Genomic DNA, 14,007 nt, shown 5'->3' on the forward strand with positions numbered 1-14,007 from the left:
CCAGCCGGCTGGGAGATAGACGTCCGCTTCCGGCCGGCCCGGCAGGTCGCCGGGGACTTCTACGACGTCTTCGAGATCTCCCGGGGACGCAGACTGGCCCTCGTGGTCGCCGACGTCTGCGACAAGGGAGTGGGCGCCGCCCTCTTCATGGCGCTCATCCGCTCCCTGCTGCGCCACACCGCCGAGAACAGCGGCCTGCAGCACCTGATGGCCGCGGGCCGCACCGGCGGCAGCCGGCGCACCCCGGTGGTCGGCGCCACCCCGCTGCTCAACGCGGTCACCGCCACCAACGGCTACCTCACCCGCAACCACCTCAGGCAGGGCTACTTCGCCACCCTCTTCTTCGGGGTCCTGGACCCCCACACCGGCAGCCTCGTCTACATCAACGGCGGCCACAACCCGCCGCTGCTGCTCTCCGGCGACGGCTCCGGCACCCGGACCCTGGAGGTCACGGGACCCGCGGTCGGGGTCCTGCCCGACTGCGTCTACACCCTCGGCTACGCCCAGCTCGACCCGGGCGACACCCTGTTCGTCTTCACCGACGGAGTGCCCGAGGCGCGCTGCCCCGAAGGCGACTTCCTCGGTGACGACAGGATGCTCGAACTGCTCGCCGGCCCCCCGGCGAGCGGCCGGGACGTGGTCGACCTGATGGACCGGGCGGTGCGCGAGCACACCGGCACCGCCGAACAGCACGACGACGTCACCATGCTGGCCCTGCACCGGCCACGTGCGGCGCGGGGGCCGCATGCGGACGGTACGGGCTACCGGGTGGTGGCGTGATGACCCGGACCATCGTGGTGCACTCGCACCGCGGCGGCACCGGGAAGTCCTCGGTGCTGGCCAATCTGGCGCTGCTGCTGGCAGCCGCCGGAAGGCGGGTCGGGGTGGTCGACACGGACCTCCAGTCGCCCACCCTGGACCTGCTGTTCGGGGTGGCACCGGGCGCCGGCTCGCTGGCCGACTACCTGCTCGGCCGCTGCGAGATCGAGGCCGCCGCCCGGCGGACCTCGGTACCCGGCCTGTACGTCGTACCGGCCCGGACCGGGACGGCGGCCCTGCGGGAGCTGATGGCCACCGGGTACGACGTCGGACTGCTCCCGGAGGGCTTCGAGCGGCTGGCCCACAGCCATGCGCTGGACGTCCTGCTGCTCGACACGCACGCCGGCCTCAACAACGAGTCGGTGACCGCCATGGGCAGCGCCGACGTCGTACTGATCATGACCAGGGCGGACCGCATCGACCTCTCCGGGGTCGAGGAGACCATCGCCCTCGCCGGGCGGCTGGCCTGCCGGCGCGCCCTCGTCCTGAGCATGGCGCCCGAGGGCGTCGATCACGAAGCCGTCCGCCGGCGCGCCGAGGAGGTATACGGCACCCCCCTGGCCGGAATCCTCCCGTACGTACCGGAAATGGCGGCCCTCTACGGTGAACGCATATTCGCCGAGGCGTTCCCCGACCACCCCCTGGTCGGTGAATTCCGCACGATCCTCACGGCGTTGGACGCACGTGACGAAGTATCGCGGGCCTGACGTCGCCCCCTTACGCGCCCCCAGAGGGGCGTGTTGAATCGGCAGCGAATCCAGAACAAGGAGAGAATCATGAGGATTCTCGTCGTCTTGACGGCAAAGGCCACCCTCCACCTCCTGGACGGGGAGCAGCACCCCTCCGGCTTCTGGGCCGAGGAATTCGTGGTCCCCTACACCCTCTTCCAGGCCGCCGGCCACACCGTCGACGTGGCGACGATCGGGGGCGCCACCCCCACGGTCGACCAGACCAGCATCGACCCCCAGTTCCTGCAGTACGTGCGCCCGGCGGGCTCGCCCGACGAGGACGCCGCCAACGCGGCCGAGTACGTGCGCGTCATCGAGCAGGCCCCCCAGCTCCGCAGCCCCCTCGCCATCGAGTCCCTCGGCGAGAAGGACGTCGCCGGATACGACGCCCTCTACATCAGCGGCGGCCACGGGGCCATCGGCGACCTGCCGAAGTCCGACGAACTGGCACAGGTGCTGCGCTGGGCCATCGCCCAGGACAAGCCGATCGCCACCGTCTGCCACGGCCACACCTCCCTCCTCGCCCTGCGCGACGGAGAGGGCCGCTGGCCCTTCGAGGGATACCGGATGACGGCGTTCTCGCACGAGGAGGAACTGGTCACCAACATGGCCGGCCGGCTCCCCCTGATCCTGGAGGCCGAGCTGACCAGACTCGGCGCCCGCTACGAGAAGGCCGACGCGATCTGGGACTCCCACGTCGTCGTCGACCGCAAGCTCACCACCGGCCAGAACCCCTACTCCTCCAAGGCCCTTGCCGAGACGTTCCTGCGGCAGCTCGACAAGGCCTAGTCCCCGCGACACCGGAAGGTGCAGCCATGACCAAGCGCGAGCTCAGCGGCCACCCCCTGGCCCATCCCGGGAAGCTGTTCATCGGCGGCCAGTGGGTCCCGGCCCGGGACGGCCGTACGGAACCGGACATCAGCCCGATCGACGGACAGGAGATCGTACCGGTGGCCCAGGCCGCCGCGACCGACGCGGACGCGGCCGTCGCGGCCGCCCGCACGGCGTACGAGGAGGGCCCGTGGAGCAGGCTGTCCGCCCAGGAGCGCGCGCTGCGGCTGAACCGGGTCGGTGAGCTGATCGAACGGGACCTGGAGGAGATCGCCCTCCTGGAGACGGTGGACATGGGCAAACCGTTCGCCTTCTCCAGCACCGTCGACGCACCCATGGCCGCCCAGCTGATGCACTACTACGCGGGCGCGGTCACCCGGGTCGACGGCTCCTCCAGGGCTCCCGCCGGCGGTCAGCTCGCCTACACCCTGCGCGAGCCGCTGGGCGTGGTCTGCGCCATCACCCCGTTCAACTTCCCGCTGCTGCTGTCGATGACCAAGATCGCCCCGGCCCTCGCGGCCGGGAACACGGTCGTCCACAAGCCCTCCCCGGCCACCCCGCTCACCGCCCTGAAGATCGCCGAGCTGTTCCAGGAGGCGGAGATACCCGACGGGGTGCTGAACGTCGTCACCGGCCCCGGCGTGGAGCTGGGGGAGACCCTCACGGGCCACCCCGGCATCGACAAGATCGCCTTCACCGGCTCCACCGCCGTCGGCCAGTCGATCATCCGCAAGTCGGCCGGCACCCTGAAGAAGGTGACGATGGAACTCGGCGGCAAATCCGCCAACATCGTCTTCGCCGACGCCGACCTCGACGCCGCCGAGGAACTCGCCTTCTTCGGCATCTACTACAACAAGGGCGAGATCTGCACGGCCGGCTCCCGGCTGCTGCTCCAGCGCCCCATCCACGACGAACTCGTCGAACGCCTGGTCCGCCGGGCCGCAGCCCTCAAGCCCGGCGACCCGCGCGACCCACAGACCCTCTTCGGGCCGCTGGCCCACCGCGCCCAGTTCGACAAGGTCAGCTCCTACATCGAGGTGGGCGAGAAGGAAGGCGCCCTGCTGCGCACCGGCGGCACCGGCTGGACCCCCGAGGGTGCCTCCAGCCAGGGCCTGTACTTCCTGCCCACCGTCTTCACCGGCGTGGACAACGGGATGCGGATCGCCCAGGAGGAGATCTTCGGCCCCGTCCTGTCGATCATCCCCTTCGACACGGAGGAGGACGCCGTACGCATCGCCAACGACAGCGCGTACGGCCTCGCCGCCGGGGTCCACACCAAGGACCTGCGCCGGGCCCACCGGGTCGCCTCGCAGATCAAGGCGGGCACCGTCTGGGTCAACTGCTACAACCAGTACGACCCCTCCGTCCCCTACGGCGGTTACAAGGCCTCCGGCTACGGCCGCGAGTGCGGCCCCGAGTCCCTGGAGAGCTACACCCAGACCAAGTCGGTCTGGATCGGCATGGACTGAACGGACCCGACGTCCGGCACCGCCGGACCGAGCGATCGAGGAGCATCGATGCGGACAGGCGTCATCGGCACCGGGCGGATCGGCTCGACCCTCGCGAGGATCCTGGTGGCCGCGGGCCACGAGGTGGTCCTCGCCAACGCCACCGGGCCGGAGTCACTCGCCCCCCTGCTGGCCGAACTGGGCCCCGCCGCCGGAGCGGCGCGGCCCGTCGAGGCCGCCGGCCGGGCCGACCTCCTGGTGCTGATGGTGCCGTACGCGAGCGTGCGCGGGCTGCTGCCCCCGCACGTCGTGCAGGACAAGGTGCTGGTGGACGCCACCAACGCGTTCAGCGGCCCCGGCACCCCCGCCGACCTGGGCGGGCGCGGCTCCAGCGAGCTCGTCGCCGACTGGTACCCCGGTGCCCGGGTCGTGAAATCCCTGAACACCATGCATTACGAAACGCTCGCCGTCGCCGGAAAAGCGGCAGGGGAACGCCTCGCCCATTACACGGCGGGCGACGACCCGAAGGCGAAGGAAATAGTCGCGGGAATCATCACCGATCTCGGATTCGCCGCCGTCGACACCGGACCGCTGCACTCCGGAGGAATTCTGCAGCAGCCCGGCGGCCCCCTCTTCAACCGGTCGCTCACGGAAGCGCAGGCGCTCGCATGGATCTGACACCCGCCCCCACCCTGACCCTCCACGTCAACGGAAGACCCGAGGAGTTCGCGGCACGGCCGAGCGAACTCCTCGTGGAACGGCTCCGCGACGGACTCGGGCTGACCGGCACCAAGGTCGGCTGCGACACCGGCCAGTGCGGGACCTGCGTGGTCCGCCTGGACGGCAGGTCCGTCAAGAGCTGCCTGGTGCTCACCGCCTCCGCCGCCGGCTCGGAGGTCACCACCATCGAGGGGGTGTCCGAACGGGGCGGCGAGCTGACCGGTCTCCAGGAGGCCCTGCGCCAGGAGCACGGCACCCAGTGCGGGTTCTGCACCCCCGGCATGGTCATGGCCCTCGGCGAACTCGTCGAGAACACCGCCGCCGGAACGGCGCCCACCGAGCCCGAGATCCGCGAGTGGCTCACCGGCAACCTGTGCCGCTGCACCGGCTACCACAGCGTCGTCCGCGGCGTGCAGCGCGCCTGCGCCGCACCGGCGGATCCGGCCGTAACCGCCGTTCCCGCGGCCGAGGGGCGGTGAGGGGGATGACCAGCGTGACGGGGGAGAGCACCACCGCAGGCGGCGTCCTCGGACAGCCGCTCGACAGCCGGGAGGACCCGCAACTGCTGCGCGGCGAGGCCGTGTACGTGGCGGACATCGACCTGCCCGGCACCGCCCACATGGCCATCCTCGGCAGCCCGGTCGCCCACGCCAGGATCCTGTCCATCGACACCTCGGCGGCCGAGCGGCTGCCCGGCGTCCTGAAGGTGGCCACCGCCGCCGACTTCACCGACGTCATGCCGCTGCCCTGCATCTGGATACCCGGCGGGGTGGAGAGCCACTTCCCGCCCCACCCCTACGGACTGCCCGGCGCCCGCCCGGTCCTCACCGGCGACACCGTCCGCCACGTCGGCGACCCGATCGCCGTGGCCGTCGCCGAGACCCCGCGCCAGGCCGCCGCCGCCCTCGCCGCGATCAGCGTGGAGTACGAGCCGCTGCCCGTGGTCACCCGGGCCGACGAGGCCCTCGCCGAGGGCGCGCCGCAGCTGCACGAGGCCGTCCCCGGGAACCTCAACGCGTACTGGACCTGCGGCGACCAGGAACGCACCGACTCGGCCATCGCCCGCGCCGAGGTCACCGTGGAGCTGGACCTCGTCAACCAGCGCACCATCAACAGCCCCATCGAACCGCGCGGGGCCGTCGGCGACTACAACGCCGCCACCGGCGAGTACACCCTCTACGCCTCCACCCAGGGCCCGCACAATCACCGGTTCCTGCTCTCCGCGCTGGTCCTCGGCATCCCCTTCAACAAGCTCAGGGTGATCGCCCCGACCGTCGGCGGCAGCTTCGGCACCAAGGGCTACCTCTACCCCGACATGGCGCTGGTCCTGCTGCTCTCCAAGGCGCTCGGCCGGCCCGTCAAATGGGTCGACACCCGCACCGGGCTGATGAACTCCACCGTCCAGGGCCGCGACCACCGCCAGCACGTCACCCTCGCCGGCACCCGCGACGGCCGGATCACCGCCGTGCGCTGCACCAGCTACGCCAACCTCGGCGCCTACCCCTCCACCATCGGCCCCGGCGTCGCCACCGCCCTGATGGGCCGCTCCATCACCGGCATGTACGAGATCCCCGCCGCCTTCTGCGAGGTGTACGCGGCCTTCACCAACACGGTCTCCCTCGGCGCCCAGCGCGGCAGCGGACGCGCCGAGGCCGCCTTCCTGATGGAACGCCTCGTCGACCGGTACGCCGCCGAGATCGGCATGGACCCGGCGGAGGTCCGCCGCAGGAACCTGGTGCCGAAGGAGAAGTTCCCGTACGACAACGGCCTCGGCTGGACCTACGACTCCGGGAACTACGCGCCCAACTTCGAACGGGCCCTGGAACTGGCCGGCTACGCCGACATGCCCGCCCGCAAGGCCGCCGCCCGCGCCCGCGGCAAGCGCCTGGGCGTCGGCATCGCCACCTACGTGGCCATCTGTGGTGTCGGCCCCTCCACCCGGATGTCCAAGGAGGGCATGCTCGGCGGCACCTGGGAGAGCGCCAACATCCGCGTCCACCCCACCGGCGAGGTCACCGTCACCGTCGGCTCCGCCTCCACCGGCCAGAGCCACGGCACCGTCTTCGCGATGGTCGCCGCCGACGAACTCGGCATCGACCCGGCGCAGGTCCAGGTGTACGAGGGGGACACGCTCAAGGCCCCGTACGGGCAGGGCACCTACGGCTCCCGCTCGTACAGCATGGCCGCCCCCGCCGTCGCCCTCACCGCCCGCAAGATCAAGGCCAAACTGATCCGGGCCGGGGCCGTCTTCCTGAACGTCCCCGAGGACAAGGTCGTCTACGAGAACGGCGGCGTCCACGAGGCCGGCAACCCGGAGAACGCCAAGACCTTCTCCGAGCTGGCCATGGCGATGTGGTACGGCTGGGGACTGCCCCCCGAGATCGAGCCGGCCCTGGACGAGACCACCCACTTCGACCCGCCGGACTTCAACTACCCCTTCGGCACGCACGTCGCGGTCGTCGAGATCGACGAACTCACCGGCGAGACCGAGGTGGTCGACTACACCGCCGTGGACGACGCCGGGAACATCGGCAACCCGAAGATCGTCAACGGCCAGATCGAGGGAAGCATCGTGCACGGCCTGGGACAGGCCCTGATGGAAGCCGCCGAGTACGACGAGAACGGCATCCTGCTCAGTTCCGACCTGACCCACTACGCCCTGCCCCGCGCGGCCGACGTGCCCCTGTTCACCCTCGACCGGACCGTCACCCCCTCCCCGCACAACCCGCTCGGCGCCAAGGGCGCCGGCGAGATCGCCACCGTGCCGCCCGCCGCCGCCGTCGTGAACGCGGTCGTCGACGCCCTCGCCGACCTGGGCGTCCAGCACATCGACATGCCGCTGACCCCCGAGAAGGTCTGGCGCGTACTGGAAGGAGGGGCCCGGTGATCCTCACCGACTTCGACTACGCGAGGGCCGCCTCCCTCGAAGAGGCCCTCACCCTGCTCGCCGGCACCGACGGAGCCAGGGTGCTGGCCGGCGGCCAGAGCCTGTTGCCCGGGCTGCGCACCGGAGCCGAAAAGGCCCGCCTGCTGATCGACGTACGCCACCTCGCGCAGCTGCGCGGGGTCGGACAGGACGGCGGCGAGCTGCGGATCGGGGCCCTGACCACCCTCGCCGAGCTCGCCGCCGACCCGCTGGTGCGCGCCGGGGCCCCGGAGCTGGCCGCCGCGGCCCGCGCCAACGGCGACCCCCAGGTCCGCAACCTCGGCACCGTCGGCGGGAACCTCGCCGCGACCGAACGACCCACCGACCTGCCCGTCGCCGCCATCGCCGCCGGCGCACGGGCCGAACTGGCCGGACCCGGCGGGACCCGCACGGCCCCGGCCGAGGAGCTGGCCGCCTCCGGGGTGCCCGCCGGTGAGGTGCTCACCGCCCTGCTGGTGCCCGCCGCCGGAGCGGCGGCCGCGTTCGAGAAGACCGCCGACCGGGCCACCCGCTACCCGGTGTGCGCCGCCGCCGTACGGATCACCCCCGACGGGCCGCGGATCGCGGTCACCGGAGCCACCCCCCGCGCCCTGCGCCTGCGCGGGGTCGAGGACCGGCTGCGCGGGGGCCCGTACACGACCACGGCGGTGCTGGCGGCGTTCCGCGCCGAGCCCAGGGAGCTGTTCGTCCCCGGGCGCGGCACCTCGGCCGAATACCTCGGCCATCTCGCGGGAGTGCTCACCGCCCGCGCGCTGGCCAGGGCGGCGGCCCACAGCAGCGCCTGAGACGGCCCGCCGGGGCAGGGCGGGGGAGTGGAGTTGACGAGCGTGCACGAACCGACCGACACGACGACCACGGGAGACATGCCGCAAGCGGCCGGCCGCCCGGCGGCCGGGCCGAGACCGTCCGGCTTCTGGGTGGTGGGCGCGGTCCTGGTGCTGCTGATGCTCTCCTCCTCCGTGCCCTCCGCCCTCTACGTGCTGTACCAGCAGCGCTGGGGGCTGTCCGCCGGCGTCGTCACGGTGGTCTTCGCCGTGTACGCCGTCACCGTCCTCGCCGGCCTGCTGCTGTTCGGGTCGCTCTCCGACACCCTGGGGCGCCGGCCCGTCCTCGGCGCCGGCCTGGTCCTCGCGATCGTCTCCATGGGGCTGTTCGCCGGGGCCGGAGGGCTCGGCCTGCTGCTCGCCGCCCGCGCCGTACAGGGGCTGGCGGTGGGCCTGGCCACCGGGGCGATGGGGGCGGCCCTGCTGGAACTCAGCCCGCGCTCACGGCCCGCCCTCGGGGCCCAGGTCAACAGCGCGGGGCCGACCGTCGGCATCGGCCTCGGCGGGCTCGGGGCCGGACTGCTCGTCCAGTACGCCCCCGCCCCGACCGTGCTGAGCTACCTGCTGCTGGTCGTCGCCTTCGCGGTCACGCTGGTCGGGGTGGTCCGGATGGGCGAGAGCGCACCCGGGGCGGGGGGACGGTTCAGGGTGGTCCCGCACCGGATCCGGGTACCGGCCGCCGTGCGGCGCCGGTTCGCCGTGCTGGTGCTGACGGTGGTGGCCGTCTGGACCGTCGGCGGCTTCTACCTCTCGCTCGGGCCGCACCTGGCCCTGTCCCTGCTCCACACCACCAACTACCTGGCCGGCGGGGCCACCGTGGCCCTGCTCGCCGGCTCCGCCACCTGCGCCCAGCTGCTGCTGGGCCGCACCGAACCGCTGCGCACCGCCGTCCTGGGGCTGCTCGGGCTGCTCGCCGGGCTGGCCCTGGTCCTGCTGGCCCTGGGCCTCGGCTCGGCGCCCGTGTTCCTCGTCGCCACCGCCGTCCTCGGCAGCGGCTGGGGAGCGGCCTTCCTCGGCTCCTTCCGCGCGATCAGCACCCTCGCCGAGCCCGAACACCGCGGCGAACTGACCGCCGCCGTCTATGTCTTCGCGTATCTCGCCATGAGCGTCCCGGCGGTCCTCGCCGGACTCCTGACCAACATCCACGGCCTGCAGCGCACCTCCGTCGGCTTCATGGCCGCCGTCGCCGCGGTGTGCGCGCTGGCCCTGTTCACGACCCTGCGGCTGGCCGCGCGCACCAGGGCCGAGGGGAGCACCCTGTGACCAACGTGAGCACCAAAGAGCTGCGGACCATCCTGCAGGGGCTGGAGATCTTCGCCGCGATCACCGAGGAGCAGCTGGACTGGCTCGTCTCGGTCTCCCACGTGCGCGTCCTGGCCGACGGGGAGGTCCTCTTCCACGACGGGGACGAGGCCACCTGCTTCCACGTGCTGGTCTCCGGCGGGCTGGTCGTCACCAAGGTCGTCGACGGCCGGGAGGAGGTCCTGACCCGGCACTCCACCGAGGAGGAGACCGCCGCCGCGGACGAGCACGACGGCAAGCCCACCGCCGCCCACCGCTTCACCGGGGAGCTGCCCCTGCTGACGGACGGCTCCTACGTGGCCACCGCCTCCGCGAGCGGGCCGGAGACCACCGTCGTGGCCTACCCGAAGCCGGTGTTCTTCGAGATGCTGACCCGCTGCAACGGGGTGGCCGCCGTGCTGATCCCCGTACTGGCCTGGCGGATCAAGTCCTCCGAGGTCCAGGCCCGCAAGCGGGCCACCGTCGAGGCCCTCGGCACCCTGGCAGCGGGCCTGGCGCACGAGCTCAACAACCCGGCGGCCGCCGTGGCCCGCGCCGCTCAGGAGCTGGTGCCCGCCCTGGAGCGGCTGACCGCCACCGCGTACGGCTGGGGCGCGGCCGCCACGGCCGCCGAACGCGACGTACTGGAACACCTGGCCGGGGAGCTGGACCGGCTCCCACCCCCCGAGACCACCGACCCCCTCGCCCAGGCCGACGCCGAGGAGGAAATCACCGACTGGGCCGAGGAGGCCGGCGCGGGCCGGCCCGAGCTGCTCGGCGCCGGGGCCTCCGACCTCGGGCTGGAGCTGAGCTGGCTGCTGGAGCGGCTGGAGGGCATCGGCGAGGCCGCCCTGCCCGACGCCCTGGACCACCTGGCGGCGCTGCTGGAGGCCCGGTCTCTGGCCGCCGAGCTGCGCGCGGCCGGCCCCCGCATCTCCCAGCTGGTCGCGGCCACGCGGGACTACGCCAACCTCGACCGGGCGCCCGAGCAGCGCTTCGCGGTCACCGACGGCCTGGAGAACACCCTGGTCGTGCTCCGCTCCAAGCTCACCGGGATCACCATCGTCCGCGCCTACGACCCGGACCTGCCGGAGCTGACCGGCTACCCGGGGGAGCTCAACCAGGTGTGGACCAACCTGGTCGACAACGCGGCCGAGGCCATGGAGGGCGCGGGCACGCTGACCCTGCGCTGCTACGCCGAGGGCGTCTGCATGGTCGTGGAGATCACCGACACCGGCCGGGGCATCCCCGAGGACGTCCTGCCGCGCATCTTCGAGCCCTTCTACACGACCAAGGACGTGGGCAAGGGCACCGGTCTGGGGCTGCACCTCAGCTACCGGATCGTCACCCAGCGCCACCACGGGTCGATCACGGCCCGCTCCCGCCCGGGCGAGACCCGGATGCTCGTACGCCTGCCCCTGGCGGGCTGAGCCGCCCCGCCCGGTCCGCCCCCCGCGAACCGTCATCCCGCACGCCGTCACCCACTCCCACCGAAAGGAAGTCGAACATGGCCAAGTACGACATCTCCGCGCTGCACCCGGTCTTCGTCCGCCAGATGGACGCCCTGGCCGCGCTGGACATCGAGGCGGTGATGAAGAACTACACCGAGGACGCCGTCCTGGTCCGCTTCGAGGGGGCCTCGGTGGGGATCGAGGCCGTGCGCGAGACGTTCACCGGCTATCTCACCCTGAAGCCCACGCTCGTCGAACTCCAGGAGTACATCGAGACCGACGACACCATCTTCTACCGGGCGATCATGAACCTGAACGGCGCCCCGGAGCACGCGTTCGGGACACTCGTCGTCCGCGATGGCCGGATCTGGCGCCAGACGGCCGGCTTCGGCAGCTGACCGCCCTTTCGTGGGTAGCGTGGGCGGGGAGGGCCCAGGAGGCCCTCCCCGCCCACGCGACGGAAATGTAAAGGGGAGGTCATGGAGACGGAAACCAACCGGGTGGAGGCGTTCAGCGATGGCGTATTCGCCATCGTGATCACCATTCTGGTGCTGGAGTTAAAGGTTCCGGAAGAGCAGGGGTCTGCCCTCTGGCACGGCCTCTTGGAGCAATGGCCGCACTATGCCGCGTATCTGGTGAGTTTCCTCATCATCGGCGTGATGTGGGTGAACCACCACACGATCTTCAGTCACCTCAAGCGGGTCGACCGGCCCCTGTTGTTCCTGAATCTGATGGTGCTGATGGTGGTTTCGGTGATTCCGTATACGACCAACATCCTCGCCGAGCACCTCATGGACGGGGATTCGGCCAATGTCGCCGCGATCCTCTACAGTTCGTGGACCGTCGTGTACGCTCTCGCGTTCCTGGGATTCTGGTGGTACGTGACCAAGGTCGGCCACCTCTTCCACGAAACAGTGGACAAGGACGGGGCCCGGGCCACCCGTGTCCGATTCGGACTGGGCGCGGTCGCCTACCCCTTGACCGTGATTCTGTCCTTCTTCTCCGCACCTCTCACTCTCGTCGCACACTTCCTGATCGCCCTCTACTACGCCGCGAACCAGATCCCCATCCCGCTCGTGGTAGAAGAAGAGCGGCTCGAAACTGGCAGCGACCTCAGGAAGTAGCCGCACCGCCCTACGGCCGTTCCGGGCCGTCAAGTAGGGTCAAGGTCCGATCTGGTCGCGGGGGAGGCTCCAGATGGTTCGCGCAGTGCTGCCCGAAGATTCCGAAACGGAAATCTCGGAATTGATCGACGTATTGATCTCGCTCTTCTTCGAATCTTTACCGCGGCGGGACCAGCGAAACTGGGCCCGCGTTTATCTCGACGGTCTGGTCCGGACCAGCGGGAAGAAGACGATCCGCAACATCGCCGGAACGGGGGCCAGTTCCGTGGAACAGAGCCTCCAGCAGTTCATCAGCAAGTCACCGTGGGACTGGACCCCGGTACGGCGGTCCCTCGCCCAGCACCTCGAACGCACCGCGCAACGACCACTGGCCTGGGTCGTGCAGCCCATGGTCATCGAGAAGGCCGGCGACCGCTCCGTGGGAGTCGGCAGGCAGTTCGTACCCCAGCTCGGCCGCACCGCCAACTGTCAGCAGGCCGGCGGGATCTGGCTCGCCTCCAGCGAGGCCAGCTTCCCCGTCGAATGGACCCTCACCCTGCCCGGCCCCTGGACCAGCGAACTGCTGCGCCGCCGCCGGGCCGGCATCCCCGACACCGCACGTTCCCAGACACCCGCCCTGGACGCCGTACACGCCGTCCAGCGCATGGCCGCGACCTGGCAACTCCAGCGCCGCCCGGTCGTCATGGAGGTCTCCAACAGCGATCTCCCTCCCGTCCTCGAGGCGTTCACCCTCCAGGACATCCCCTTCGTCCTGAAGGTCGACGGCTCCCTGCCCGTCTCCTTCGGCGGAGCGGGCCGCCACAAGCCCGGCCCGTACACCGCGCCCGCCCGCGAACTGATCGACTCGCTGCGCTCCCAGCGCCGCGTCGTCGAATGGACCCGGCACGGCCGGGCCGAGGGATCGGTCACCCTGCTGACCTCGGCCCACATCCTCGCCACCCCCGCCGAGGACCGGCCCGCGCCCGCCCAGCCCGCCCCGCTGCTCCTGATGGGAGCCTGGACCGAGGCCTCCCTGCTCCCCTCCGAGTTCTGGATCACCAACATCGGGGACCGGCCGCTCGCGCAGCTCTTCCTGCTCGCCAAACTCACCGACCGGGTCGCCCTGGACTTCACCGAGACCTGCGAACCCGTAGGCATCCGCGACTTCGAGGGCCGCTCCTTCCGCGGCTGGCACCACCACGCCACCCTCGCCAGCGTCGCCCACGCGGCCCGGCTCCTCGGCACCGGCGGGCGGAACCCCGACCTGGTGTCCCTCGCCTCCCCCGCCCGCTACCCGGGCGGACGCGCCGCGGGACGGCCCCCCGCCGTCCTGCCGCCACGGCCCCTGATCCCCGGCCAGTCCGCGCGACGCGCGTACATCCGCTGATGTTCGACATCGCCGGACCGCTGCGGAGCTGGTGCGCCGAGCGCCGTGAGTTCGCCCTGGCCACCGTGGTCGCCGTCAGCGGCAGCGCCCCCCGGGGCCCCGGGGCCAGCCTGGCCGTGGACGCCGGCGGCACCGCGCTCGGCTCCCTCTCCGGGGGCTGCGTGGAGTCCGCCGTCCACGAGCTCTGCCTGGACGCCATCGCCTCGGGCCGCGGCGGGGTCCACCGCTTCGGCTACAGCGACGACGACGCCTTCGCGGTGGGCCTGACCTGCGGCGGGGTCCTGGACGTGCTGGTCACCCCGGTGCGCGGCCAGGACCCCGTACGGCCCGTCCTCGGCTCGGTGCTCGACGCCGCCGCCGGCGGGGGCCGGGCCGCGCTGGCCCGGGTGGTCTCCGGACCGCCCGGCCAGCTCGGCCGGGCCCTGGCCGTCCACGCCGACGGCTCCTGGGAGGGCGGCCTGAGCGGCGGAGCCGCCCTGGACCGGGCCG

The 14,007-nt window shown here is 71.8% G+C and carries 14 protein-coding genes; all 14 read left to right on the forward strand.

From position 1 onward, the window contains the following. Nucleotides 1-780, forward strand: a 780-nt coding sequence (locus tag VR44_RS05375; RefSeq protein ID WP_045946200.1) for a PP2C family protein-serine/threonine phosphatase, incomplete at its 5' end; no start/stop codon positions are given. Continuing rightward, complete coding sequence (locus tag VR44_RS05380; RefSeq protein ID WP_045946201.1) at nt 780-1,526, forward strand: MinD/ParA family ATP-binding protein; 747 nt, start codon at nt 780-782, stop codon at nt 1,524-1,526. The genes VR44_RS05375 and VR44_RS05380, both read left to right, overlap by 1 nt. Before the next feature lie 69 nt (nt 1,527-1,595). Further along, the gene (locus VR44_RS05385; RefSeq protein ID WP_094191442.1) at nt 1,596-2,336 is read left to right on the forward strand and encodes a type 1 glutamine amidotransferase domain-containing protein; all 741 of its coding nucleotides are present in this window, start codon (nt 1,596-1,598) and stop codon (nt 2,334-2,336) included. A 26-nt stretch (nt 2,337-2,362) separates the two neighbouring features. Then, on the forward strand, nt 2,363-3,847 hold the full coding sequence (locus VR44_RS05390; RefSeq protein WP_045946202.1) for an aldehyde dehydrogenase family protein: 1,485 nt from the start codon (nt 2,363-2,365) through the stop codon (nt 3,845-3,847). A 48-nt stretch (nt 3,848-3,895) separates the two neighbouring features. Then, complete coding sequence (locus tag VR44_RS05395; protein WP_045946203.1) at nt 3,896-4,504, forward strand: NADPH-dependent F420 reductase; 609 nt, start codon at nt 3,896-3,898, stop codon at nt 4,502-4,504. After that, nucleotides 4,495-5,025, forward strand: a complete 531-nt coding sequence (locus VR44_RS05400; RefSeq protein ID WP_045946204.1) for a (2Fe-2S)-binding protein — start codon at nt 4,495-4,497, stop codon at nt 5,023-5,025. Before VR44_RS05395 ends, VR44_RS05400 begins: the two co-directional genes overlap by 10 nt. A gap of 5 nt (nt 5,026-5,030) precedes the next feature. Continuing rightward, a complete protein-coding gene (locus VR44_RS05405; RefSeq protein ID WP_045946205.1) occupies nt 5,031-7,433 on the forward strand; it encodes a xanthine dehydrogenase family protein molybdopterin-binding subunit in 2,403 nt (800 codons plus the stop codon). Next, a complete protein-coding gene (locus tag VR44_RS45880; RefSeq protein WP_045946206.1) occupies nt 7,430-8,257 on the forward strand; it encodes an FAD binding domain-containing protein in 828 nt (275 codons plus the stop codon). Before VR44_RS05405 ends, VR44_RS45880 begins: the two co-directional genes overlap by 4 nt. Before the next feature lie 42 nt (nt 8,258-8,299). Beyond that, nucleotides 8,300-9,559: an MFS transporter gene (locus VR44_RS05415; protein WP_052713473.1), complete on the forward strand. Its 1,260-nt coding sequence runs from the start codon at nt 8,300-8,302 to the stop codon at nt 9,557-9,559. Continuing rightward, nucleotides 9,556-11,007 carry an ATP-binding protein gene (locus VR44_RS05420; RefSeq protein ID WP_052713474.1) on the forward strand — a complete coding sequence of 484 codons (1,452 nt, stop codon included), beginning with the start codon at nt 9,556-9,558 and terminating at the stop codon, nt 11,005-11,007. Before VR44_RS05415 ends, VR44_RS05420 begins: the two co-directional genes overlap by 4 nt. Before the next feature lie 77 nt (nt 11,008-11,084). Then, nucleotides 11,085-11,426, forward strand: coding sequence for a nuclear transport factor 2 family protein (locus VR44_RS05425; RefSeq protein ID WP_045946207.1), 342 nt, complete (start codon nt 11,085-11,087; stop codon nt 11,424-11,426). Nucleotides 11,427-11,507: 81 nt separating this feature from the next. Then, entirely contained in the window at nt 11,508-12,152 is a 645-nt protein-coding gene (locus tag VR44_RS05430) for a TMEM175 family protein (protein WP_045946208.1), read from the forward strand. A 73-nt stretch (nt 12,153-12,225) separates the two neighbouring features. Next, nucleotides 12,226-13,518 (forward strand): IS701 family transposase, encoded by a 1,293-nt coding sequence (locus VR44_RS05435; protein ID WP_094191444.1) that lies wholly within the window; start codon nt 12,226-12,228, stop codon nt 13,516-13,518. Beyond that, nucleotides 13,518-14,007: XdhC family protein (locus VR44_RS05440; protein WP_045946209.1), on the forward strand; the 490-nt coding region annotated here is incomplete at its 3' end. The genes VR44_RS05435 and VR44_RS05440, both read left to right, overlap by 1 nt.

Source organism: Streptomyces katrae, from assembly GCF_000966975.1.
Lineage (GTDB): Bacteria > Actinomycetota > Actinomycetes > Streptomycetales > Streptomycetaceae > Streptomyces > Streptomyces katrae.

What these genes read in the sequence shown, in the direction of transcription:
- VR44_RS05430 (WP_045946208.1), top strand. Translation starts at nt 11,508, where the DNA reads ATGGAGACGGAAACCAACCGGGTGGAGGCGTTCAGCGATGGCGTATTC.
- VR44_RS05390 (WP_045946202.1), top strand. Translation starts at nt 2,363, where the DNA reads ATGACCAAGCGCGAGCTCAGCGGCCACCCCCTGGCCCATCCCGGGAAG.
- VR44_RS05380 (WP_045946201.1), top strand. Translation starts at nt 780, where the DNA reads ATGACCCGGACCATCGTGGTGCACTCGCACCGCGGCGGCACCGGGAAG.
- VR44_RS05385 (WP_094191442.1), top strand. Translation starts at nt 1,596, where the DNA reads ATGAGGATTCTCGTCGTCTTGACGGCAAAGGCCACCCTCCACCTCCTG.
- VR44_RS05425 (WP_045946207.1), top strand. Translation starts at nt 11,085, where the DNA reads ATGGCCAAGTACGACATCTCCGCGCTGCACCCGGTCTTCGTCCGCCAG.
- VR44_RS05405 (WP_045946205.1), top strand. Translation starts at nt 5,031, where the DNA reads ATGACCAGCGTGACGGGGGAGAGCACCACCGCAGGCGGCGTCCTCGGA.
- VR44_RS05435 (WP_094191444.1), top strand. Translation starts at nt 12,226, where the DNA reads ATGGTTCGCGCAGTGCTGCCCGAAGATTCCGAAACGGAAATCTCGGAA.
- VR44_RS05395 (WP_045946203.1), top strand. Translation starts at nt 3,896, where the DNA reads ATGCGGACAGGCGTCATCGGCACCGGGCGGATCGGCTCGACCCTCGCG.
- VR44_RS05400 (WP_045946204.1), top strand. Translation starts at nt 4,495, where the DNA reads ATGGATCTGACACCCGCCCCCACCCTGACCCTCCACGTCAACGGAAGA.